This is a genomic window from Citrobacter sp. RHB36-C18 (assembly GCF_013814485.1).
In the GTDB taxonomy this organism is placed as follows: domain Bacteria; phylum Pseudomonadota; class Gammaproteobacteria; order Enterobacterales; family Enterobacteriaceae; genus Citrobacter; species Citrobacter braakii.
The window spans coordinates 3322396-3347068 of the sequence record NZ_CP057125.1 but is presented as its reverse complement, the minus strand read 5'-3'; the positions used below and the strand labels follow the sequence as shown (position 1 = coordinate 3347068).

The following is a 24673-nucleotide window of genomic DNA, read 5'->3' as shown; positions in this document are numbered from 1 at the left end:
AAGCCTAATCGGGGTCTCGTAGGGGGAATAAAATGAATATTTTAGGTTTTTTCCAGCGGCTGGGTAGGGCGTTACAGCTCCCCATCGCTGTGCTGCCAGTCGCGGCACTGCTGCTGCGATTCGGCCAACCAGATTTACTTAACGTACCCTTCATCGCGCAAGCGGGTGGGGCCATCTTTGATAACCTGGCGTTAATTTTCGCTATCGGTGTGGCTTCCAGCTGGTCAAAAGACAGCGCGGGTGCTGCAGCGCTGGCGGGTGCGGTCGGTTATTTCATATTGACCAAAGCAATGGTTACCATTAACCCGGCCATCAACATGGGCGTGCTGGCAGGTATCATCACTGGTCTGGTCGGCGGTGCAGTGTATAACCGTTGGTCTGGTATCAAATTACCTGACTTCCTGAGCTTCTTTGGCGGCAAACGCTTCGTGCCGATCGCCACTGGCTTCTTCTGTCTGGTGCTGGCTGCTATCTTCGGCTACGTGTGGCCGCCGGTGCAGAACGCCATCCATGCGGGAGGTGAGTGGATCGTAGGCGCTGGCGCGCTGGGTTCCGGTATCTTTGGTTTCATCAACCGTCTGCTGATCCCAACCGGTCTGCATCAGGTGCTGAACACCATCGCCTGGTTCCAGATTGGTGAATTCACTAACGCTGCAGGTACCGTATTCCACGGTGACATCAACCGCTTCTACGCGGGTGACGGCACTGCGGGTATGTTCATGTCTGGCTTCTTCCCGATCATGATGTTTGGTCTGCCGGGTGCGGCGCTGGCAATGTACTTCGCCGCTCCGAAAGCACGTCGTCCGATGGTTGGCGGTATGCTGCTGTCCGTTGCGATCACCGCGTTCCTGACCGGTGTTACCGAGCCGCTGGAATTCCTGTTCATGTTCCTGGCGCCATTGCTGTACCTCCTGCACGCACTGTTAACGGGTATCAGCCTGTTCGTTGCAACACTGCTGGGGATCCACGCGGGCTTCTCCTTCTCCGCAGGGGCTATCGACTACGTGTTGATGTACAACCTGCCGGCGGCAAGTCAGAACGTCTGGATGCTGGTCGTGATGGGCCTGGTGTTCTTCGTCATTTACTTTGTGTTGTTCAGCGCGGTTATTCGTATGTTTAACCTGAAAACGCCGGGCCGTGAAGATAAAGAAGACGATATCGTTACTGAAGAAGCAAACAGCAACACTGAAGAAGGTCTGGCTCAACTGGCAACCAACTACATTGCAGCAGTTGGCGGTACCGATAACCTGAAAGCGATTGATGCCTGTATCACTCGTCTGCGTCTGACCGTTGCCGACTCCGGTCGCGTAAATGATGCGATGTGTAAACGTTTAGGCGCATCTGGAGTGGTTAAGCTGAACAAGCAAACTATCCAGGTCATCGTGGGTGCGAAGGCCGAATCTATCGGCGACGAAATGAAGAAAGTTGTCGCGCGTGGCCCGGTGGCCGCAGCGTCTGGTGAAAGTGCGCCAGCAGCAGCGGCTCCGGTTGCTAAACCGCAAGCTGTAGCGAACGCAGTAACCGTTGAAACTTTAGTTTCTCCGATTACCGGTGACGTGGTTGCGCTGGAGCAGGTGCCTGATGAAGCCTTCGCCAGCAAAGCTGTAGGCGACGGCGTGGCGGTGAAGCCAACGGATAAAATCGTGGTTGCTCCGGCTGCCGGCACCATCGTGAAAATCTTCAACACTAACCATGCGTTCTGTCTGGAAACCGTTAAAGGCGCGGAAATCGTGGTCCACATGGGTATCGATACAGTAGCGCTGGAAGGTAAAGGCTTTAAGCGTCTGGTTGAAGAAGGTGCGGAAGTGACTGCAGGTCAACCGATTCTGGAAATGGATCTGGAGTTCCTGAACGCTAACGCACGTTCCATGATTAGCCCGGTTGTGTGCAGCAACAGCGATGATTTCGGTGCTCTGGTCATTAAAGCCGAAGGTCATGTGGTTGCTGGTCAAACACCACTGTATGAGATTAAAGGTAAATAACTGCTCCTGAGTAAAGTGAGTTAAGTGCCTTAAGCGGCGGGGGATATTCCTCCGCCGCTTTTTTTTGCAGCAAATACCCTCATATATCCTGTTGAAACACCTTTTTTGTGCAACTAATAGTTGTCTCCTGACGTCGCTTATAAGATCATGTTCCGTTATACGTTGTTTACGCTTTGAGGAATCCACGATGAGTGAGGCTGAAGCCCGCCCGAGTAACTTTATTCGTCAGATCATCGATGAAGATCTGGCCAGTGGTAAGCACACCACTATCCATACACGTTTTCCGCCGGAGCCAAATGGCTATCTGCACATTGGCCACGCGAAATCCATTTGTCTGAACTTTGGCATTGCGCAAGATTACCAGGGCCAGTGCAACCTGCGTTTTGATGATACGAACCCGGTTAAAGAAGATATCGAGTACGTTGAGTCGATTAAAAACGACGTTGAATGGTTAGGTTTCCACTGGACTGGCGATATTCGCTACTCTTCGGATTACTTCGATCAGCTTCACGCCTATGCGGTAGAGCTTATTAATAAAGGCCTGGCGTACGTTGATGAACTGTCAGCGGAGGAGATCCGCGAATACCGCGGCACTCTGACGCAGCCGGGTAAAAACAGCCCGTTCCGCGATCGTAACGTCGAAGAGAACCTGGCGCTGTTCGAAAAAATGCGTACCGGTGGTTTTGAAGAAGGTAAAGCCTGCCTGCGCGCGAAAATCGATATGGCTTCGCCGTTTATCGTGATGCGCGATCCGGTGCTGTACCGTATTAAGTTCGCCGAACACCACCAGACCGGCAACAAGTGGTGCATCTACCCGATGTACGATTTTACCCACTGCATCAGCGATGCGCTGGAAGGCATTACGCATTCACTGTGTACGCTGGAGTTCCAGGATAACCGTCGTTTGTACGACTGGGTGCTGGACAACATCACCATTCCGGTTCACCCGCGCCAGTACGAATTCTCGCGCCTGAATCTGGAATACACCGTGATGTCCAAGCGTAAGCTGAACCTGCTGGTGACCGACAAGCACGTTGAAGGCTGGGACGATCCGCGTATGCCGACGATTTCTGGCCTGCGTCGTCGTGGTTATACTGCTGCCGCTATTCGTGAGTTCTGCAAACGCATTGGCGTGACCAAGCAGGATAACACCATTGAGATTGCTTCTCTGGAGTCCTGCATTCGCGAAGATCTGAACGAAAACGCCCCGCGCGCGATGGCAGTTATCGATCCGGTGAAACTGGTTATCGAAAACTACCCGCAGGGCGAAAGCGAGTTGGTTACCATGCCTAACCATCCGAACAAACCGGAAATGGGCAGCCGTGAAGTGCCGTTTAGCGGTGAAATTTGGATCGATCGCGCAGACTTCCGCGAAGAAGCGAACAAGCAGTACAAGCGTCTGGTGATGGGCAAAGAAGTACGTCTGCGTAATGCTTACGTGATCAAGGCTGAACGTGTAGAGAAAGATGCAGAAGGGAATATCACCACCATTTTCTGCACCTACGATGCCGACACCCTGAGCAAAGATCCGGCTGATGGTCGTAAAGTAAAAGGTGTTATTCACTGGGTGAGCGCGTCCTATGCGCTGCCGATTGAAATCCGTTTGTACGATCGTCTGTTTAGCGTGCCAAACCCAGGTGCGGCGGAAGACTTCCTGTCCGTTATCAACCCGGAATCGCTGGTCATTAAGCAGGGCTACGGTGAGCCGTCACTGCAGGCTGCGATTGCAGGTAAAGCGTTCCAGTTTGAGCGTGAAGGCTACTTCTGCCTGGACAGCCGCTATGCAACCGCTGACAAGCTGGTATTTAACCGCACTGTAGGTCTGCGCGATACGTGGGCTAAAGTCGGCGAGTAATTGCTGTCACACTGCCTCAAACGCCGCCAACGCGACGTTTGAGGCGGATTTTTCTGTTTTACTTATGCTGCATTAACGCCTGAACCCGCTGCTGGCTGCGTTCCAGCACCACCGATGTCTCCTGCTTACCCACCGTCGCCTGATTGACCATTTCACTGAGGATCATCGAGCCGGTAATATCCCCCATCCGCGTAAAGTTCTTCTCGCCGACCGATCCAAAGACCTGCATATTCGGGTACTGGGCAATCAGCTGTTCAGGGAGAGTTCCAAAGACTTTGACGGCAGGGTTGTCCTTCCAACTGACGTTTTGCGCGGCGGCCTTCGTCACCGGCAGCATCGCCCCCGGCGACATCAATACCCAGTCAGCCGCGTTCTGCGCCTGTCCCATAAAGCTGACAAATTTTTCGGCGGCTTTCGTTTCTGCCTCAGTCTGACCGGCTGTGAGCGTTAATGATGTGATAACGCCAAATACGGCAGGTGATTTTTCGCTCGGCACGACAAAGCCTAAATCCGCCAGTGAACCATCCTGATAAATCGCTGGCAGGATGTAGGTCGAATAGACCGCCATCGGCGCGGTGCCGTTCATAAAGGCGTCTTTGATCTCTGTTACGTTGTTCGAGCCGGGCATGGTATAGCGGGCCAGTTCGCGATAATAGTTCAGCGAGGCCTGCATTTCCGCTGAGTTAACCGTGATGTCGCCGTTTGCGTTGAACACATTGGCACCGTTTGAAAGTGCGAACTGGGAGAAGGTTTGTTCGCTCATGACGCTTTCAGCCGTCGGCAGCGCGATGCCATATTTTTTACTGGTGCTGTCGGTCAGCCTGCGTGCCGCTTCCAGCAGTTGCGTCCAGTTTTTGGGTTCGTTGATTCCCGCTTTAGCCAGTACCGATTTCCGATACCAGACTCCCTGTAGCCAGGCGCTGATCGGCACGCCGGTATAGGCCGTTCCGTCTTCGGTACGAACAATGCGCAGCACGCCGTCGTAGAAGGCGCTTTCGCCTTGCCTGTCGATCAGCGTTTTCACCGCTTTGTGGTCGATAAGCTGCTCTTTATCCATGACTTTGGCATAGTCATGGCTGACCTCGACGACCTCCGGCAGTGATCCTGAGCGGGCAAGGGTAATGATTTTGGTATTATAGGCATCCTCTTCGACGGGAACCTGCTTCACAATAATATCCGGATTCTCTTGCTGAAAGCGGTTGATGATCCCGGCAATGACGGTCTGGCGCTCCTGCTCAACGGCGGAGTGCATAAATTCGATGGTCACCTGCTGCGGTTTATCCTCACAGCCTGAAAGCAAAACGGCGGTTACCAGCGCCAGCATTGTTTTTGGTATGTTCATTTTTAATCCTTTGTTGTCGTCCATTTCCGTTAATTAACAACTGGCACTGATATGGATAGCGTCCGTCGACAGCGCACCTGCACAAATCAGTAAACCGATCCCGCCATCCATCAAGGCTTCGCGTTCAGCGTCCTCCACGCGCAGCATTTTACCGTCAACGGTCGCGGAGATAATCTGCCCGTTGACGGCGATATCGAACGACACAGGGCGCTCGTACACGTCGGACAACGCCGCTTCTGCCAGAACTTTGGTACAGGTGTCGCGCACGCGGACGATCTGTAATTTCCCGTCGCGCAGGATGCGCGCGGCGTAATAGCGCCTCATCCCCTGCACCCGAAAAGCCAGACCGCCGTACTCCCCTGAATGCAGCGTAATGTCACTCTGAACGCGGTAGTTATCCCACTGCCGCGTTCCGTGAATAATCAATCCCTCGTCGTACTCTTTGGAGATGCGAAAGCTGGTGGGATAGTGGCGTGAAAAGAGATCCACGCCGTTTACCCAGGCCCGCCACCAGAAATTAGTTTCCCCTGTGGGTTTACGCAGGGTCAGCTCAGGTGCGCCGTCCCAGCGCATACTGTCGATGAGCAGGCGACCGCGGGCAACGCGGGCATCTGTGCTGATTGTTACGCCAATCTCGCCGATCGGTTGGCCCTGGCAGTCCGGGAGATCCAACGCCAGCGTTAGCGATTCGCCCGGGGCTATGCTCTGCGCGTCGCCGTACTGAGGCGTCAGCTGATTGTTGTCATCATAAACCCGGTAGCAGAGCCGCACGTTTAACGCGGATGTGTTATCCGGTGGCGCAATCAGGGTGGCCTGAAGACGCTGACCTGGGTAGATAAGTGGGGTAGCCATTAAATCGTAGCTGCGCATTTCCACGATTTCAGGCGGGGTAAAGGTTTGCGTGGTCACGCTGGCGTGAAGTCCGGGCGCAAGATGGCGATAGTGCAGACTCAACATCTGCCGCCCCAGGTGCGCCTCATTCTTAACCTCAACCGCGGCCGCATTTTCTTCATTAAGCCAGCGGAAACCCTGCACGCTGCCCGGTAGTGAGAAATGGTACTGCGCGCCGGATTTTTTGGCTTCAGGGCGCGGCAGACCGGCAATCTGGTGTCCCAGCCCGACCAGGTAATCGGTGATCCGCACGGCGTTGTTTATGGAGAACCCCCCGTCGGCTGAGGAGATCAGCATTCTGTCCGCCAGCGGCCCGCGCCAGTCCGGGCCTGCGTCAATACCCTGGAGTCCCAGCATAATACCGGACAGACAGCCGACATTCCCCGCATTGCAGTCAGTGTCCCATCCTGACGTATTGACAATGCACTGGGCCTGCTGGAAGTCGTCCGGCGCGTAAAGGATCGCCATAATCATCAGCGCATGATTAGGAATGATGTGACAATTGCTGGGATATTTGTGATAGCCATAGTTGTCGTCGATTCGCTGGCGGGTCGTCTGCCAGTCGTTATCTTCCCGTCGCCAGCGACGGATATCGCCAACCAACTGGGCTATTTGCGACTCTGCCGGGATCACGGATAGTCCAACGTCAATAAGCTGTTCGATCTCCTGGCAGATAAAGGCCTGTGATTCCATCGCGGCCCAGAGCATAGCGGCATACACCGCTTCACCGTCATGGCTCACGCTGGCGGCATTTTTGGCAAGTTCTGCCGCCAGACGGGGTTGTCCCGGTGCGACAAGCGCCCAGCTATCAATAAAGATTTGTGCGCCAATCTGTTCGGCAATCGTTTTCCCGTTGGTCGCAATGGCTCCGCTTAGCGGAGCCGGAATGCCTTTTTTGAGATTCAGCCAGGCGGTGTGTTCCGTCGAATTACCGTTGCCGCCCCACCAGAGAATGGTGCGCTTATCAATGATGTAATTAAGCCAGCAGTGACCCATCTGTTCCGCGCTCAGATCCGGCGGCAGGGCATAATCTTCCAGTGCGCGGATAAAGGTAAAGGTTCCGGCGACATCATCGTCGGTGACAACCAGCGGACGGTTAAATTTTTCGTGGACGTAATACTGGATCGGCCCCAGCTCCTGCATAATTTTTTCGTAGGTCCACCCTTCGAAAGGGCGGCCAAGGTAGACGCCGATTAATTTCCCTAACACCCCTGCATAAACGCGCGACTCATAATCTGAAGGCAATTCCATCTGTTTGATCCTTGTGTGGTTTTTTATCAGCCGTTCAGGCGGATTCTCTTTTTACCAGGCCCCAGGGCATTTCTGTGGTGCTGCCCTGGAGCGGCGCGGTGATATCGGTTTGTGCCAGGAGGAGGGCGGCCGCTTTTTGTCCAAGCTGCTCCGGGTACTGGGCGATAGTGGTCAGGGGAGGGGTCACCAGCCCGGCGGCGGGAATATCATCGAAACCCATCACCGCAAGCTGCTCCGGGATAGTGATGCCTTTCTCCCTTGCGGCACGCATCACGCCGATAGCCATTAAATCGTTGGCGGCGAAAATCGCATCCGGGAGCGTGCCGTCATTAATCAGCTGCATCGCGATCTGATAGCCGCTTTGTTCGTTAAAACCTGGCAGAATTTTGATGCGCGGAAGGCGGCCGGCCTGGGTCATCGCCTGGCGATATCCTTCCACTCTGGCAGGCTCAGGACCGCCAGCGCTGGCGATCATCGTGATATTTCGGTGCCCCTGTGCCAGCAGATATTCGACGGCGCTGCGCGCGGCAGCGGCGTTGTCGATATAAACATTATGCAGCGGTAGCGGGCCGCTTTTTTTCATCCTGGCTTCAATACGTGCAATCGGGATCCCTGCCTGAAGATACGGGGCAAAATCTTTCATCCCGACGTTAAAAAATGTCCCTACCACGGCGTCGACCCGCCCCTGCGCTGACCAGCGCAAAAAATGCAGCTCTCTTTCCCGTAATCCATCGGTGCTGGCCACGATCGCATCGTAGTGATACCTATCCGTCACCGACTGGACACCACGGACGAGCGAGGCATAAAAAGGGTTGGCGATATCCGGCACGATGCAGGCGATCGACATGGTTTTATTGGTTTTCAGCGCTTGTGCAAAACGGTTCGGTATATATCCCAGCTGATTAGCCGCTTGCTCAACCCGGCTCACTGTCTCCTGTGGGTAGGTGTGATTTCCTTTGGTTAGTACCACGGATACCACTGCCTGTGAAACGCCAGCCAGGGCCGCAACGTCTTTCTGCGTGATGCGTTTTGTCATTTATTTATCAACTTATACGTATAACCTGCATCTTTGAATAATGGGACACCCGGTAGCTGTCAATAAAAACCTTATAAAGTGAGTGTATTTGTGTGGAAAATCCGAGGACGGTCACATCAACGACGGAGAGTGAATTCAGGAGTTCAAACGTTCTGTTTGCAGAGCGAATTAATGACGTTCGAGAATTAATTTGTTTTGCGAATGCAAAGACAATTATTAGGGGTGGAATTATATATATAATAATAAAATTGAAGATATCTATGTGTATATAAAGTGTTTTTTCTTGTTTTTGTGACTTTTTTTACTCCCAAAGCAAAATGTAACAGAAAACAAGAAAATATGTGCGGTTGCTCATACTATTACATACTCGTTACAGAAAGAGATTGATAATTCGCGTCGCGAAAAATAGTCTATTCATTGTAGTCACTGAGGTTTTCTCAGCGCTACTTTTTTAATTTTTGTTTTTTCGCTGTCCGCTTTTGTCGGCAGCATTTTATACCCAATGGATTTCGAGTTGTATCAAGGCGGAGACGCAGCGCGTGCGCTGTCCCCGAAGGGGCGAGGCCAAAGGCCGAGTAAAGCCAACACTGATGCAGCTTGAAAAACGAAGGGTTATACGTCAAAGAGGATTAACATATGCGTACGTTTAGTGGCAAACGTAGTACGCTGGCGCTGGCTATCGCCGGTATCACAGCAATGTCGGGTTTCGTTGTCGCTCCCCAGGTACACGCCGAAGGATTTATTGATGACTCAACCTTAACCGGCGGCATCTATTACTGGCAGCGTGAGCGTGACCGTAAAGATGTGACCGATCACGACAAATACAAAACCAACCTTTCTCACTCCACCTGGAACGCTAACCTCGACTTCCAGTCCGGTTATGCGGCTGATATGTTTGGTATTGATATCGCAGCATTTACCGCTATTGAAATGAACGAAAGTAGCGAAAGCGGCCATCCAAACGAAATTGCATTCTCGTCAAAAAATAAAGGCTATGATGAAGATTACTCCGGCGATAAGAGCGGAATTAGCCTTTATAAAGCAGCAGCCAAATTTAAATTCGGCCCAACCTGGGCGCGCGCCGGTTACATTCAACCAACCGGACAGACTCTGTTGGCTCCGCACTGGAGCTTTATGCCAGGTACCTATCAGGGTGCTGAAGCCGGAGCCAACTTCGACTATGGTGATGCTGGTGCACTGAGCTTCTCCTATATGTGGGCCAACGAATATAAAGCACCATGGCACACTGAAGTCGATAAATTCTATCAGGCTGATAAAAAGACCAGCGTAGATTATCTGCACTCAATCGGCGCGAAATATGACTTCAAAAATAACCTGTTGCTGGAAGCCGCATTTGGTCAGTCTGAAGGCTACGTCGATCAGTACTTTGCAAAAGCCAGCTATAAATTCGATTTAGGCGGTAACCCGTTTACCACCAGCTACCAGTTCTACGGCGCGCGCGACAAAGTTGATGATCGCACCGTGAACGATATTTATGACGGTACGGCCTGGTTGCAGGCGCTGACCTTTGGCTACAAAGTGGCGGAAGTGGTTGACCTGCGTCTGGAAGGGACCTGGGTTAAAGCGGACGGGCAGCAGGGGTACTTCCTGCAGCGTATGACCCCGACCTACGCCTCATCAAACGGTCGCCTGGATATCTGGTGGGATAACCGTTCCGACTTCAACGCCAACGGCGAAAAGGCTGTCTTCTTCGGCGCAATGTATGACCTGAAGAACTGGAATTTGCCGGGCTGGGCAGTTGGCGCGTCCTACGTTTACGCATGGGATGCCAAGCCATCAACCTGGCAGATCAATCCGGATGCGTACTACGACAAAAACCGGACTATCGAAGAATCTTCTTACAGCCTGGATGCGGTCTATACCCTGCAAGAGGGGCGTGCGAAGGGCACAATGTTTAAACTGCACTTCACCCAGTACGACAACCATTCAGACATTCCGAGCTGGGGCGGTGGTTACGGCAACATCTTCCAGGATGAGCGCGACGTGAAATTCATCGTTATTGCTCCGTTCACCATCTTCTAATGCCAACAGCGGCAGGCCGGGCGCCTGCCGTATCGTTGAGGAAAGTGCTATGAAAAAACTGATACTCATCGCTGTTATGGCATCCGGGCTGGTGGCTTGCGCGCAATCCCCGGCACCAAAAGAAGACAGTCGTCTGAAAGAAGCCTACAGCGCGTGCATTACTACCGCGCAAGGATCGCCGGAGAAAATCGAAGCCTGCCAAAGCGTGTTGAATGTGCTGAAGAAAGAAAAGCAGCATCAGCAGTTTGCCAATGAAGAAAGCGTACGCGTACTGGATTATCAGCAATGCATCCAGGCTACGCGCACGGGTAATGGTCAGTCCGTTAATGCTGATTGTGACAAGGTCTGGCAGGAAATTCGTAGCAAGAATACTGCGCAGTAAATTGAAAAATGAAACAGACAACGGGCGGAGAGTTTTCCGCCCGTTTGCATTTCAGGGTTTATATTCCACCGGTTGATAACTCCGACTCAGCCGGACAAACAGCATTGCCGTGGCGGCGAGCCCGCAAAGTGCCGCACACATCAGCCACCACCCCGGTGAGCTTTTATCCCCGGTTAGCTGGACCAGCGCTGTGGATATGACTGGCGTAAGGCCGCCAAAAATCGCCGTGGCAAGACTGAATGCCAGTGAAAAACCCACCGTACGCACATAGACAGGCATCACCTCGGTGAGTGCAGCGACCATTGCCCCGTTGTACATACCAAAAAAGAACGAGAACCAAAGCAGGACCAGCGTCATGCGCGTGAAATCTGGCGCGGCGGTGAGCCAGTGCATAACCGGCCAGGTGGTGATCAGTGCAAGGATGGTAATCCCCATCAACACCGGACGACGACCAATTCGGTCAGAAATCGCCCCGCCAATCGGCAGCCAGATAAAATTAGAAATACCGACCAGCATGGTGACGATCAGGCTGTCGCGAGCGCTCAGGTGAAGTACAGCTCTACCATAGGTCGGTGTGTAAACGGTAATAAAGTAAAACGTCGTTGTGGTCATCGCCACCAGCAGCGTACCCGCAGCGATGAGACGCCAGTTTTTGATGATGGTAGTAAAAATTTCCCTGGTGTCGGGACGGTGCGTACGTTGTAAAAAGGCGTCTGTTTCCTGAAGCGAGCGGCGGAGCACGAAGATCAAAGGAATAATCATGCAACCAATAAAGAATGGAATACGCCAGCCCCATTCAGAGATCTCATCGTGTCCCAGGGTGGCGTTCAGGCCGTAACCAATCAGAGCCGCCACCACAATGGCGACCTGTTGACTGGCGGACTGCCAACTGGTGTAGAAGCCTTTATTGCCAGGGGTGGCGATTTCAGAAAGATAAACCGAGACGCCGCCCAGCTCCACCCCTGCAGAAAAGCCCTGTAATAATCGGCCGAGTAATACCAGGACAGGGGCCAGCAGACCAATACTGTGATAACCGGGTACCAGGGCAATCAGCAGGGTACCGCAGCCCATAATCGCCAGCGTCACCATCAGTCCTTTACGGCGACCAATTCTGTCGATGTAAGCACCCAGCACAATTGCGCCAACAGGCCGCATTAAGAAACCTGAACCAAACACGGCGAAAGTTAACATTAGCCCGGCAAATTCACTCTCTGCAGGAAAGAAGGTCTTTGCGATATAGGTGGCGTAAAAACCGAACAGAAAAAAGTCAAACTGTTCGAGGAAATTACCGCTGGTTACCCGCAGTATTGCGCCGAAAGTTCCGGCGCGCGATGGTTGTTGTGTCATTGGGTTTGCTCCACTGTCTTATCATAATATTTATAGAGGTAAGAGATTGCGGGTTAGTCGCCTGCGACCCCCGCCTGTTTGCCGCGCCGTTTCTCAATCGCCCACTTGAGTAAGGCTGCGCAGCGGTAAAATCCGTGGGCAAATTTTCCATAAGGAATGGTCAGAAAGAGCGCCATGACCACGCCGAGGTGAATGGCGAGCAAAATAGCCATCCAGGAGGTGTCTCTTCCCGCCAGCAGCGCTAAACCGGTCAGACTGGTCAGGAGCAGCAGCAAAATAAAACCGCGATCCATCGGTTTTTGCCGAGCGTCGCCATGCAGCGGTGAGCGCTTAAAATTGAGCCATAGCAAGCCAGCCGGGCCGACAACCAGGCCAATGCCGCCCAACGTGCCCAGCATTACCGGAACGCTGAAGAACGGATAGGGCGCTTCTATACCTGCAAAGTAGTGATAGCCCGTTGCCACCACGGTGGCGGCAAAGCAGAGCATAAAACCGTAGAAGGTGAAGTGATGGAAACGGCGGCGCATCAGGGTGAAGGCATCATCTGCTTCGTTACAACCTTTGCCATGCCCACCATCGAGATACTTCAGCGTCAGCGCATTGTGTGAGGCTTCAGCAATTTCGGCGGAACGCGGCACACCCGGAGAGATTTCGCGCCAGAAGCGCAGAACGCCCGCCATCAGCAGACCTATCGCCAGAATAAATACCGAACCAAACATCCATGCGAGCAGGTTATGCGGGAAAATTTGATAAAAATCCCCGGCCAGCGGAGGATGGAATAACGAGCCCTTTAAACTCATGGCGAGGAGTAAAAACAGGATCAGACCGAAAACCAGCGCCAGCGTCACGGTGATGCCTGCGCGACGATAAAGCGCGCCAAAGGCGGCGGGTTGCGCGTAGTGCTGATAGGTTTCGAGCCGCACTTCCGCCATCGCCTTCGGTACGTTGATGGCAAATTCATGAGGTGGGGCATACTGACACGCGTGCAGGCAGGCGCCGCAGTTATGGCACAAGTTCGCCAGATAATTGATATCCGCTTTACCGAATTCCAGGCGCTGAGTCATTGCCGGGAACACGGCGCAAAAACCTTCACAATAGCGGCAGGCGTTACAGACCTGCATCACACGTTCAACTTCTGCTTCCGGCTCGGTGATAATTTGTGCTTCGATGATCAGTTTCTCAAGCTGCTTCATGACGTGCCTCCTTACGTGCTGCCAGCGCGGCTTCTTTTCCGGCAATGCGGCCAAAGGTTGTCCCGATCGACATGCCCACGCCAGCGGTGTAACCCTTGCCCAACACGTTGCCCGCCATCATCTCTCCGGCGACGAACAGGTTGCGGCTTGGCTGCCCGGCAAAGTGCACGGCAGCGCGTTCGTTCACTTTTAACCCAAGATAGGTGAAGGTGATCCCTGGCCGCAGGGCATAGCCGTAGTAAGGTGGCTGGTCCAGCGGTCGCGCCCAGTGTGTTTTCGCGGGGGTTAACTTCTTCGTCGTGCAGTTGTCCAGGACTGTATGGTCGAACTGACCTGGCTGGCAGGCGTTGTTGTACGCCGTCACGGTGTGGGTAAAGCGTTCGGCATCCAACCCCAACTGATGCGCCAACTCCGCCAGCGTATTCGCCTGTGCGCCGGGGAATACCGGTGGCATAAAGTGGCCGATGGCTTTACTGTCGATAATGGAATAGCCAATCTGTCCTGGCTGTTGGGCGACCAGGCGTCCCCAAATGGCGTAGCGTTTGGGCCAGAAATCTTCGCCTTCATCATAAAAACGTTCTGCGTCACGGTTGACTACAATGCCGAGTGAAACGCAGTCCACGCGGGTGCAAATCCCGCCGTCATATAATGGCGCTCTGGCATCAATGGCGACGCAGTGTGACTGGGAGGGGTCGCCGATGATGTCCGCCCCGGCATCCATCATAAATTTAAGCAGTACGCCCTGATTAAAGCGCGTGCCGCGAATCAGGAAGTTATCCGCAGGCCACTCGCCGCGGGCGTTCTCTCCCCAGGCTTCGCGCAGCCATTCTCGGTTTGACTCAAATCCGCCAGCGGCAAGCACGCAGGACTTAGCGGTTATGCGCTCTTCGCCTGCCAGCGCTGCCACAAACTCACCGTTATGCAGTTCAAGCGCCTGCACCGGTGTGTTATAGCGGATTTGCACGCCTAACTTTTCTGCGCTGCGATAATAGGCATTCACGAGGGCTTTCCCGCCCCCCATAAAAAAGGCGTTGGTTCGCGCTACGTGTAAAGCACCGGAGAGAGGAGGTTGAAAATTAACGCCGTGTTGGCGCATCCAGTCGCGGCATTGTGAAGAGGTGCGGATCACCAGACGCGCCAGGGCTTCGTTAGTATTTCCCTCGGTGACGCGCCGCAGATCCTGCCAGAACTCCTCTTCAGGATAGCTTTCCACCAGTACATCCTGCGGCGCGTCATGCATACAGCGCAGATTACGCGTGTGTTGAGAATTTCCTCCGCGCCATTCCCGTGGAGCCGCTTCGAGCAAGAGTACCGAAGCTCCTTGCTCACGGGCGGTTAGGGCAGCACATAACGCGGCATTGCCACCGCCAATCACCAGAACATCAACCATCGTATACTCCATTACCATTTAACTAATTGTTAAATTTGTAATTGAAATGTATACGCACAGCTTGTGCAGGCGCTATGACGAAGTGCTAAAGAGGGCTTTAGTTATTGTAAAGGATGGCGCCTGGCCAGCTTCCTGCTTCCACCAGTTGATGCATCACTTTTGTTAGCACCACGCGGGCGGCGAGGCCCGCGGGGGTTAGCTCATCATCAGAAAGGCTGACCAGAAAGTTGGGGCGACTCAGTATTGGATTATGGACGCCGATCACTCTTAGCGTCTCTTTATCGAGATGGGAAATTGCCGCGCCGGGCTGGAGAGTAGCGCCGATTCCACTGCGAACGGCACGCATTAGCAGCGCCAGACCATCAATTTCTGTGGCGATCTCAATGCGCAGCGCGTGTTCCTGACAAATTGCTTCCAGCCTGCCGCGCAGACCGTGGCCTGGGCTGGGCATTATCAATGGGATACTTGCCAGCTGGGCTGGCGCAATATTGTCATCGGCAATATCGGCCAGTAAGGCATGAGTCCCAATCAAAAACAGGCGCTCTTCGAGAATCGGTCTGGCGCTCCAGCGCACGATCTTTTCTTTCTGAAAAACCACGGCCAGATCAATCTGGCGGGTATTAATCATCCGTTCCAGGTTGCCAGAGAGGCTTTCCACCACATGCAGGCGGACATCACTATAGCTTTCCCGCATGGCGTTAATAAAAGGCATGCCGAGAACGGAAGCGGTACTGGGGGCCATACCGACGCTGACGTGCCCGGAAAGCCGGGACTCTCGCGCGGCGAGGATTGCATCGTCTGCGTGGCGGAGCGCCAGCTGCGCCTGGGAGTAAAAAGCCAGTCCGGCGCTGGTGGGCGTCACGCCACGCGAGGTGCGCTGCAGCAGTCGAATAGCGAGTTCGTTTTCCAGGCGGGACATTTGCTGGCTGAGTGCCGAAACCCCAATATTGAGATCGAGCGCCGCGCTACCCATGCTGCCGGTTTCTACAATGCGAACAAAATAGCGTAGCTGGCGAAGTTCCATTTCGACTCTCCGGGAAGGGATAATTGATTTTTACATTAAAGCAACACAGGAGTGGAGGGAAGGGGAAAAGAGGGGATAGCGCCCATAAAAAAAGCCAACCGAATGGTTGGCTTTTCAGAAAGCATCACATTATTTACCGTCGTGAGCATGCTCATCTTCGCGGCAATCGCCTTCGGCGCAGTGACCGTAAAGATAGAGGCTATGGTTGGTTAAACGAATACCATGTTTAGCCGCAATCTCACGCTGGCGCGCTTCGATGGAATCATCGCTGAACTCGACCACTTTGCCGCAGTCGAGGCAGATGAGGTGATCGTGATGATGCTGTTGAGTCAGTTCGAAGACGGATTTACCACCTTCAAAATTATGGCGGGTCACGATACCGGCATCATCAAACTGGTTCAGCACGCGATACACGGTCGCCAGACCAATTTCTTCACCCATATCGATCAGACGTTTGTATAAGTCTTCCGCACTGACGTGATGGTTATCCGGTTCCTGAAGAACTTCCAGAATTTTTAAACGAGGAAGCGTTACTTTCAGGCCAGCCTTCTTTAATGCGGTATTGTTGTCAGTCATGCGGAATCTGTCCTGTAGCTAAACGATTCACTTCATTAACAGAAGTGACAGAAATTGCACTTGAGATAATGCGATTCATTATAGAACTGCCATGGCTAAATGAAAACTGCAAGTCTCTGGCATATATTGTTAATCAAAACGTGGTATCGCCGACAAACACACTGTGCAATACCCGATTGGCATCTGGCCATTGTACAGGGTCAGACGAAAAAGTTACAAATTTGTAGCAATTATTTTGATTGGTTTTATCTATTGATGTGGCGCAGATGGAAATCTGCGCCACACAAAATCAGGCATTGATGATTTCGTCGAGGTGCAGCTCCTCAGAGATCTGCTTAACCCATTTTTCTACGCGTTCGGCGGTCAATTCAGGCTGGCGATCTTCATCAATGGCCAGACCCACAAAGTGGTCGTCGTCAGCCAGGCCTTTGGACGCTTCAAAGTGATAACCCGCCGTTGGCCAGTGACCAACGATGGTTGCGCCGCGCGGTTCGATGATGTCGCGAATTGTACCCAACGCATCGCAGAAATATTCTGCGTAATCTTCCTGGTCGCCGCAGCCGAACAATGCAACCAGTTTGCCGTTAAAATCAATGTCTTCGAGGGTAGGGAAGAAATCGTCCCAGTCACACTGCGCTTCACCGTAGTACCAGGTTGGAATGCCGAGCAGCAAAATGTCATACCCTTCGAGGTCTTCTTTGCTGCTTTTTGCAATGTCATGTACATCGGCAACGTCTTTACCAAGCTGTTTTTGAATCATTTTTGCGATGTTTTCGGTGTTACCGGTGTCGCTGCCGAAAAAGATGCCAGTGATTGCCATGAGTAAAATAACCTCTTGAAACTTATTGAAATGGTGGTGGCGCATTGCCCACGGATAAGGGCAATCATAGCAGAACAGTCAGGCATGCGGAAACAGCAAACACGCAGGACTGCACTCTGTGCTACACGATTTATGATTTAGAGCAGAAATTCAGACTAAGCCTGACCGCGCAATGCGCTGAGTTGGTTCATCAGCATCTCTTCGATGAGTTCACTGCGACTCATGTTGCGCGCCTCGGCCAGCTCGTTCAGAGCGTCAACAGCATCAGCGTTCAGTTTCAGTTCGACACGCTTAAGCCCGCGAACTTTATCGCGTTTAAGCTGATTACGTTTGTTAATACGTAACTGTTCATCACGCGAGAGCGGATTAGTTTTGGGTCGTCCCGGGCGACGCTCCTGCGCGAACAGATCTAATGTCGTACGGTCCGTTTGTTCTTTGGCCATGATCTTGGTGACTTCGGGGAAACAATCAGCCAGGCGTCTGCCCGGATGGATAGCCCGCCATAATACATCAGCAGGGGAGACACGCCAACGCCCACGCGCGTAATCACGCGCAGACGCTGAGTTTTTAATCAGTTAGCCTGCTCGCTCAGATAACGACGGATGGCGCGCAGTACCGCCTCCGGTTTTTCGGCATGCACCCAATGGCCCGCGCCTGCAATAACGTGCGCCCGAGCCTGCGGGAATTGCGCCAGCAGCTGTTCGCGATACGCTTCGGTTACATAAGGTGAGTTGCCTCCGGGGATAAACAGCGCCGGGTGTTCCCACGCCGGGATGGTCTCCCAGCCGACAATATGAGGATATTGCTCCCACAGCACGGGAACATTAAAGCGCCATTCGCCGTCCACGAAGGATTTGAGCAGAAACTGGATCACGCCTTCCTCTTGCAGATGCTGGCGCATGACGCTCGCCGCCTGGTGACGCGAAGAGGACTGCGCGTCAGTTACTGCGTTAATGGCAGCAAAAATCTCATCGTGACGGCGAACATGATAGTCAACGGGGGCAATGTCGATGGCTACCAACCGTTCGACACGTTCCGGGGCCAACGCGGTTAACGCCATGACGGCTTTGCCCCCCATCGAGTGACCAATAAAGATCGCTTTTTCGATCTGTTGATCGTCCAGCGTATCCAGCAGATCTTGCGCCATGGCCGGATAATTCATCACAGGTGAACGCGGGGAGAGGCCATGATTTCGCATATCAACCTGGATGATATCGTGATCGGCCACCAGATCGCGCGCCAGGATCCCCAGGTTATCCAGACTGCCAAACAGGCCGTGCACCAGGACGATGGGAGAATTATTGTGCAGGTTTTGCGCAGATTGCGCTCGGATATTCAATTTCATGGCAAAGTTCTTTTTTTCACACTCACGGGTTAGGGTATCATGTTGACCATTCTGCCACATGGCTGCAACAACTACGGTTACTCTGAGTTTTGCCAGCCACCAGGCTTGACGCTATCCGCTGTTGGGATTTGCCTTTACACTAAGCGTGTTGACCCCAACAACTTGTATTCAGCTAAACACTGCACTGGATTAAGATGAAAACGATTGAAGTTGATGATGAACTCTATAGCTATATTGCCAGCCACACCAAGCATATCGGCGAGAGCGCATCCGACATTTTACGGCGTATGTTGAAGTTTTCCGCCGCATCACAGCCTGTCACTCCGGTAGTAAAAGAAGTCCGCGCTGTGCAAGCTGTCGTGGAAGCGAAGCCGGTTAACCCCGTAAAAGATAAAGTGCGCGCGATGCGTGAACTGCTGCTGTCCGACGAATATGCGGAGCAGAAGAAAGCAGTAAATCGCTTTATGCTGGTGCTGTCTACACTCTATTCACTGGATCAAAACGCGTTCGCCGAAGCAACGGAATCGTTGCATGGTCGTACGCGCGTTTATTTTGCAGCAGATGAACAGACGCTGCTGAAAAATGGTAATCAAACCAAACCGAAACACGTGCCAGGCACGCCGTACTGGGTGATCACCAATACCAATACCGGCCGTAAATGCAGCATGGTTGAGCACATCATGCAGTCAATGCAATTCCCTGCGGAATTGATTGAAAAGGTTTGCGGAACAATTTAATCCTTGCATTAGAAGGACCAGGCAATGGCAATCCACAACCGTGCAGGTCAACCTGCGCAACAGAGTGATTTGATTAACGTCGCCCAACTGACGGCACAGTACTATGTACTGAAACCAACGGCAGGGAACGCTGAGCACGCCGTCAAGTTCGGTACGTCCGGACATCGCGGCAGTGCAGGTCGTCATAGTTTTAACGAGCCGCATATTCTGGCAATCGCTCAGGCGATTGCTGAAGAACGTGCGAAAAACGGGATCACTGGCCCGTGCTATGTGGGCAAGGATACCCACGCGCTGTCTGAACCGGCTTTTATCTCTGTACTGGAAGTGCTGGCAGCGAACGGCGTGGACGTCATCGTGCAGGAAAATAACGGCTTTACGCCAACCCCTGCCGTGTCGAATGCTATCCTGGTCCACAACAAAAAAGGCGGCCCGCTGGCTGACGGCATTGTGATCACGCCGTCCCACAATCCGCCGGAAGATGGTGGCATTAAATACAACCCGCCAAACGGTGGTCCGGCAGATACTAACGTCACCAAAGTGGTGGAAGACAGGGCTAACGCTCTGCTGGCTGATGGTCTGCAAGGCGTGAAGCGTATGTCGCTGGATGCTGCGCTGGCATCTGGTCATGTAAAAGAGCAGGACCTGGTTCAGCCGTTTGTTGAAGGACTGGCCGACATCGTCGACATGGCGGCGATCCAGAAAGCGGGCCTGACGCTGGGCGTCGATCCGCTTGGCGGTTCCGGTATCGAATACTGGAAGCGTATTGCCAAGCACTACAACCTGAACCTGACTATCGTTAACGATCACGTTGATCAGACTTTCCGCTTTATGCATCTCGACAAAGATGGCGCAATCCGTATGGACTGCTCCTCCGAGTGCGCGATGGCGGGACTGTTGGCGCTGCGTGACAAGTTCGATCTGGCCTTTGCCAACGATCCGGACTACGACCGTCACGGTATCGTCACCCCGGCGGGCCTGATGAATCCGAACCACTACCTGGCAGTGGCGATCAACTACCTGTTCCAGCATCGTCCTCAGTGGGGCAAAGACGTTGCCGTCGGTAAGACGCTGGTCTCTTCGGCGATGATTGACCGCGTAGTGAATGATTTAGGGCGTAAACTGGTCGAAGTTCCGGTTGGCTTTAAGTGGTTCGTTGACGGTCTGTTTGACGGCAGCTTTGGCTTTGGTGGTGAAGAGAGCGCGGGCGCTTCTTTCCTGCGCTTTGACGGTACACCGTGGTCGACCGACAAAGACGGCATCATCATGTGCCTGCTGGCGGCAGAAATTACCGCAGTGACTGGTAAGAATCCGCAAGAGCACTACAACGAACTGGCAGCCCGCTTCGGCGCGCCAAGCTACAACCGCCTGCAGGCAAGCGCGACCTCCGCGCAGAAAGCGGCGCTGTCTAAGCTGTCTCCGGAAATGGTGAGTGCCAGCACGCTGGCGGGCGACCCGATCACGGCACGTCTGACGGCGGCACCGGGTAACGGTGCTTCTATCGGCGGTCTGAAGGTGATGACTGACAACGGCTGGTTTGCTGCGCGTCCGTCAGGTACTGAAGACGCCTATAAAATCTACTGTGAGAGCTTCCTTGGTGAAGAACATCGCAAGCAGATCGAAAAAGAAGCCGTTGAGATTGTCAGCGAAGTGCTGAAAAACGCGTAAGTCTTGTTTGTACTGACGCGTTTTGTAGGCCCGGTAAGCGTTAGCGCTACCGGGCTTTTTTATGCCAGGATTTAACTATGCTTATTTTTCAGTTCAAAACGCGGTGATACCAGGCCATACAGCGTCCAGCCGAGGAAGGTCACGATAGAACCATAAAGCATTGCTTCTTCGCCAGAGGAGTAGAGCGCATAGAAGCTGTACAATGCGCCAACAAACGCCACGAAGTTCGCCGGTTTCGCTTTTGACGACGGAACATTCGCCATTTTTTGAATAATTACCAGCGCGGCCATCGACAGAATATACGGAATGATGTTCGTTACCACCGCCAGGTTGACCAGCACGTTGAACTGACTGTTCAGTGACGGGCTGATAGTCATCAGCGATAAACCACTCTGGATGATCACGATAGCCAGCATCCCCTGTACCGGCGCGTCTACTTTGGTCACGCGAGAGAAGATTTTAGGGAAGTAACCCCCATCAGCCGACGATTTGAATACCTGAGCGATAGTGAACTGCCAGCCCAGCAGTGAACCGCAGCAGGACATCACCATCAGCGCCATGATCACCTTACCGACTTCCGGGGTGAACATTTGTGCGAAGGCTAAACCGAACGGTGCTGTAGAGTTAGCCAGATCCATATTCGGCACAATCCCGGCTATCACGTTGGTGGAGATGATGTAAATCACCGCCGCGCCCAGCGTACCGCCCAATACGGCGATGGGCACGTTGCGTTCCGGGTTGTCTACCACTTCAGCGTTGGCGCAGGCCGATTCCAGACCCAGAAAAGCCCACAAGGTCATCGCAATGGAAGAACCGACAGCCGTGAAGAACGGGACGTGGTGTGGATTCCAGGAGTTAGCGTACAGCGTCGGACTGAACCAGAACCAGCCGATGATACACAGACCGACAACCGGAATAATGACGCCCCAAACGGTGATGCTGCTGATCTGCCCGGTAATGCGCGCCCCGCCAAAGTTAGCCACGGTACAGATCCACAGTACACCAATGGTTGCCAGGCCAATCTGCACCGGCGTCAGTGTGGCGCCAAACAGCTCGGTACCGTAGCCAACGGCGGAGATGGCGATAGCCACGTTGGCGATTAACAGCGAAACGCCATAAGTGTAGTTCGCCATAAAGTTACCGGATTTGCCAAAGGCGTATTCAGCGTAACCCCCCATACCGCCAGATTTACGGCTGAACATACCGCATTTTGCGAAGGCCCAGGCCAGCGCCATTGAACCGACAGCAGTCACCAGCCACGAGATGATCGAGATAGTACCGACTTCCGCAAGCTTGGTGGGCAACATGATGATTCCGGATCCCATCATATTAACCATGGTCAGGATAGTGAGCTGGACGACGCCCATTTTGTTGGATTTGGCTTTGCTCATAACATTTCCCCTTTCAACAGAGCGTGTTGCGCGCTTTGTTGCTTAATCACGTAGCACCACACCTGTTTACGACCGTCGTGTTCTTCGATGTAGACACCCTGGAGTTCAGGCGCAAAACCCGGTAGCAAATTGATTCCTTCTTCCAGTGCGCTGAAGTAACGTAATACTGAACCGCCCCAGATTTCACCCGGAACCACACACAGCACGCCCGGAGGATAAGGCAGCGCGCCTTCTGCCGCGATGCGACCTTCAGCGTCCGGCAGACGCACCAGTTCAACTTCACCACGCAGATATGCATAATTGGCATCCTGGGGATTCATGCTGACGCGCGGGAAATGTGCCTTACGGAACATCTCTTTCTGTAGCTGCTTCACGTTGTGACGCGCATACAAATCGTGCATCTCCTGGCACAGCTGGCGCAGGGTGTAACCGGCGTAACGGGCTTCATGCTGCTTGTAGATCGAGGGCAGAACCTCGGCTAGCGGGGCATCGGCTTCCAGCAGTTTTTCGAAACGTACCAGCAGGGCGACAAGCTGCTGCAACTTCGCCATATCTTCTGCGGGGGTCAGCAGGAACAGGATGGAGTTGAGGTCGCATTTTTCGGGCACCACACCATTTTCGCGCAGGAAGTTAGCCAGAATGGTAGCCGGAACACCGAAGGTATCGTATTCGCCGTTACGTGCATTAATACCCGGAGTGGTGAGCAGCAATTTGCATGGATCCACAAAGTACTGGTGTTCGGCATACCCTTCAAAAGCATGCCAGTGTTCACCTGGGACAAAATGGAAGAAACGCAGGTCGCTGGCGATTTCAGCGGTGGGATAAGCCTGCCACGGTTTACCTTCTACTATCTCCGGCACGAACGGGCGGATATGGTGGCAGTTTTCCAGGATCAACTTACGAGTATCAATTCCGTTGACGACGCAGTCCATCCACATGTTGCGCCCGCTGACGCCTTCATGCATTTTGGCGTTGATGTCCAGTGCGGCAAAGAGCGGATAGAACGGGCTGGTGGAGGCGTGCATCATGAACGCGTTATTCATTCGTTTATGAGGCACGTAGCGAGACTGGCCTTTAATATGGCTGTCTTTTTTGTGGATCTGCGAAGTCTGAGAGAAGCCTGCCTGTTGTTTGTGCACTGACTGGGTGACCAGAATGCCGGGGTCATTTTCGTTAAGATCCAGCAACAGCGGAGAGCAATCGGCCATCATCGGAATAAACTGCTCATAGCCAACCCACGCGGAGTCAAACAGGATGTAGTCGCACAGATGACCGATCTTATCCACCACCTGACGGGCGTTATAGATTGTGCCGTCGTAGGTACCTAACTGAATCACGGCCAGACGGAACGGACGCTCATCTTTCGAACGTTGTGGCGCAACTTCACTCACCTGTTCACGTAGATAGCCTTCTTCAAAGCAGTGCGCGTCGATCCCGCCGATAAAGCCGTACGGGTTACGCGCGGTTTCCAGATATACTGGCGTTGCCCCGGCCTGCAATAACGCGCCGTGGTGGTTTGACTTGTGGTTGTTGCGGTCGAATAACACCAGATCGCCTGGGGTGAGCAATGCGTTAAGCACCACTTTGTTCGATGAGGAGGTCCCGTTCAGTACAAAGTAGGTCTTATCCGCGTTGAAAACTTTAGCTGCGTGCTGTTGTGCGATGCAGGGAGCGCCTTCGTGAATCAGCAGATCACCCATTGCGACATCGGCATTACACAAATCGGAGCGGAAAAGTGTTTCGCCGAAATATTCGACAAACTGATTACCCGCAGGATGGCGACGGAAAAACTCGCCCCCCTGATGACCAGGACAATCAAAGGCGCTGTTACCCTGATTGACATAGTCGACAAGCGCACGGAAGAACGGCGGACGTAACTGCGTTTCATAATGGCTGGCGGCGGTTTCTAACTGCCGGCCATAAAAGGCGGTACGGGCTTCATTACATTCGAATACACCTGAGATCCGCGGCAGATGTTCAGATGGAACACGTTCTTCATTTTCGGTGGCGATAAAAACAGGAATCCCATAGCCGGTGGCGTCAATTTCATCGAGTTTTCCACGTTCAATATCATTGATGGATAACACGATAGCAGCAACATCAATAAAATTACTTTCATCGATATTTACGCAAGAACGCTGCGTAGAAAAACAATCAGGACAGGAACGGCTTACGGCAATTTTTAATTCTGACATTTTCATCTCTTTATTTTTAGGTAATAGCAGGTCCTCAATTCCTCAAATGAGAAATTGATAACTCCGGAAAAAAAAAGCAAAGTCATACCGCTGATAAATAAATCAGTAAGTTGCTTTTTTGAAGATGCAATAAACCCTAACCGGTCCGGTCACAGGTAATACAGGGTTATGCAGGGAGAGCACTGCGGATACAGGCGTTAGCCTGCGA

General features: G+C 53.0%; 20 protein-coding genes. 6 read left to right on the top strand and 14 right to left on the bottom strand.

Going from position 1 to position 24673, the window contains the following annotated elements; genetic code table 11:
• Positions 1-32 precede the first annotated feature (32 nt).
• Together nagE and glnS are read left to right on the top strand one after the other, a co-directional pair.
• Positions 33-1982 (top strand): PTS N-acetyl glucosamine transporter subunit IIABC, encoded by a 1950-nt coding sequence (nagE, locus tag HVZ52_RS16090; RefSeq protein WP_016152249.1) that lies wholly within the window; start codon positions 33-35, stop codon positions 1980-1982.
• Between the two features lie 187 nt (positions 1983-2169).
• The gene (glnS, locus tag HVZ52_RS16085) at positions 2170-3837 is read left to right on the top strand and encodes a glutamine--tRNA ligase (protein ID WP_181598457.1); all 1668 of its coding nucleotides are present in this window, start codon (positions 2170-2172) and stop codon (positions 3835-3837) included.
• A 58-nt stretch (positions 3838-3895) separates the two neighbouring features.
• Here glnS and HVZ52_RS16080 read toward each other — a convergent pair whose 3' ends face one another.
• The 3 genes from HVZ52_RS16080 to HVZ52_RS16070 are packed head-to-tail and all read right to left on the bottom strand — an operon-like array spanning position 3896 to position 8357.
• On the bottom strand, positions 3896-5179 hold the full coding sequence (locus HVZ52_RS16080; protein ID WP_016155977.1) for an extracellular solute-binding protein: 1284 nt from the start codon (positions 5177-5179) through the stop codon (positions 3896-3898).
• Positions 5180-5212: 33 nt separating this feature from the next.
• Positions 5213-7321, bottom strand: a complete 2109-nt coding sequence (locus HVZ52_RS16075; protein WP_181598456.1) for an ADP-ribosylglycohydrolase family protein — start codon at positions 7319-7321, stop codon at positions 5213-5215.
• A gap of 34 nt (positions 7322-7355) precedes the next feature.
• Positions 7356-8357 (bottom strand): LacI family DNA-binding transcriptional regulator, encoded by a 1002-nt coding sequence (locus HVZ52_RS16070; RefSeq protein WP_181598455.1) that lies wholly within the window; start codon positions 8355-8357, stop codon positions 7356-7358.
• A gap of 636 nt (positions 8358-8993) precedes the next feature.
• Between HVZ52_RS16070 and chiP the strand changes: the two genes are divergently transcribed.
• The gene (chiP, locus tag HVZ52_RS16065) at positions 8994-10400 is read left to right on the top strand and encodes a chitoporin (RefSeq protein WP_016152254.1); all 1407 of its coding nucleotides are present in this window, start codon (positions 8994-8996) and stop codon (positions 10398-10400) included.
• A 49-nt stretch (positions 10401-10449) separates the two neighbouring features.
• A complete protein-coding gene (chiQ, locus tag HVZ52_RS16060) occupies positions 10450-10782 on the top strand; it encodes a ChiQ/YbfN family lipoprotein (protein ID WP_016155980.1) in 333 nt (110 codons plus the stop codon).
• Positions 10783-10833: 51 nt separating this feature from the next.
• Here chiQ and HVZ52_RS16055 read toward each other — a convergent pair whose 3' ends face one another.
• From HVZ52_RS16055 to ybfF, 9 genes are all read right to left on the bottom strand, one after another.
• Positions 10834-12129, bottom strand: coding sequence for an MFS transporter (locus HVZ52_RS16055; protein ID WP_016152256.1), 1296 nt, complete (start codon positions 12127-12129; stop codon positions 10834-10836).
• Between the two features lie 53 nt (positions 12130-12182).
• Positions 12183-13322, bottom strand: coding sequence for a tricarballylate utilization 4Fe-4S protein TcuB (gene tcuB, locus HVZ52_RS16050; protein ID WP_016155982.1), 1140 nt, complete (start codon positions 13320-13322; stop codon positions 12183-12185).
• Complete coding sequence (tcuA, locus tag HVZ52_RS16045) at positions 13309-14712, bottom strand: FAD-dependent tricarballylate dehydrogenase TcuA (protein WP_049269237.1); 1404 nt, start codon at positions 14710-14712, stop codon at positions 13309-13311. Before tcuA ends, tcuB begins: the two co-directional genes overlap by 14 nt.
• Before the next feature lie 97 nt (positions 14713-14809).
• Entirely contained in the window at positions 14810-15736 is a 927-nt protein-coding gene (tcuR, locus tag HVZ52_RS16040; RefSeq protein WP_016155984.1) for a tricarballylate utilization LysR family transcriptional regulator TcuR, read from the bottom strand.
• A 129-nt stretch (positions 15737-15865) separates the two neighbouring features.
• Positions 15866-16312 carry a ferric iron uptake transcriptional regulator gene (fur, locus tag HVZ52_RS16035; protein WP_003022836.1) on the bottom strand — a complete coding sequence of 149 codons (447 nt, stop codon included), beginning with the start codon at positions 16310-16312 and terminating at the stop codon, positions 15866-15868.
• Complete coding sequence (locus tag HVZ52_RS16030; protein ID WP_049259739.1) at positions 16305-16391, bottom strand: ryhB-regulated fur leader peptide; 87 nt, start codon at positions 16389-16391, stop codon at positions 16305-16307. The genes fur and HVZ52_RS16030 overlap by 8 nt, the downstream gene beginning before the upstream one ends.
• Positions 16392-16601: 210 nt before the next feature.
• Positions 16602-17132: a flavodoxin FldA gene (fldA, locus tag HVZ52_RS16025; RefSeq protein ID WP_003022839.1), complete on the bottom strand. Its 531-nt coding sequence runs from the start codon at positions 17130-17132 to the stop codon at positions 16602-16604.
• 155 nt (positions 17133-17287) lie between these two features.
• The gene (gene ybfE / locus HVZ52_RS16020) at positions 17288-17575 is read right to left on the bottom strand and encodes a LexA regulated protein (RefSeq protein WP_003022842.1); all 288 of its coding nucleotides are present in this window, start codon (positions 17573-17575) and stop codon (positions 17288-17290) included.
• A 128-nt stretch (positions 17576-17703) separates the two neighbouring features.
• Positions 17704-18477, bottom strand: a complete 774-nt coding sequence (ybfF, locus tag HVZ52_RS16015; protein WP_181598454.1) for an esterase — start codon at positions 18475-18477, stop codon at positions 17704-17706.
• Between the two features lie 194 nt (positions 18478-18671).
• On the opposite strand from ybfF, the gene seqA reads away from it, so the two are divergent.
• Positions 18672-19214: a replication initiation negative regulator SeqA gene (gene seqA, locus HVZ52_RS16010; protein ID WP_016152261.1), complete on the top strand. Its 543-nt coding sequence runs from the start codon at positions 18672-18674 to the stop codon at positions 19212-19214.
• 24 nt (positions 19215-19238) lie between these two features.
• On the top strand, positions 19239-20879 hold the full coding sequence (gene pgm, locus HVZ52_RS16005; RefSeq protein ID WP_016152262.1) for a phosphoglucomutase (alpha-D-glucose-1,6-bisphosphate-dependent): 1641 nt from the start codon (positions 19239-19241) through the stop codon (positions 20877-20879).
• Between the two features lie 71 nt (positions 20880-20950).
• On the opposite strand, the gene potE is transcribed toward pgm, so the two are convergent.
• Together potE and speF are read right to left on the bottom strand one after the other, a co-directional pair.
• A complete protein-coding gene (potE, locus tag HVZ52_RS16000; RefSeq protein ID WP_016155987.1) occupies positions 20951-22270 on the bottom strand; it encodes a putrescine-ornithine antiporter in 1320 nt (439 codons plus the stop codon).
• Complete coding sequence (gene speF, locus HVZ52_RS15995; RefSeq protein WP_047501716.1) at positions 22267-24465, bottom strand: ornithine decarboxylase SpeF; 2199 nt, start codon at positions 24463-24465, stop codon at positions 22267-22269. The genes potE and speF overlap by 4 nt, the downstream gene beginning before the upstream one ends.
• Positions 24466-24673 lie beyond the last annotated feature (208 nt).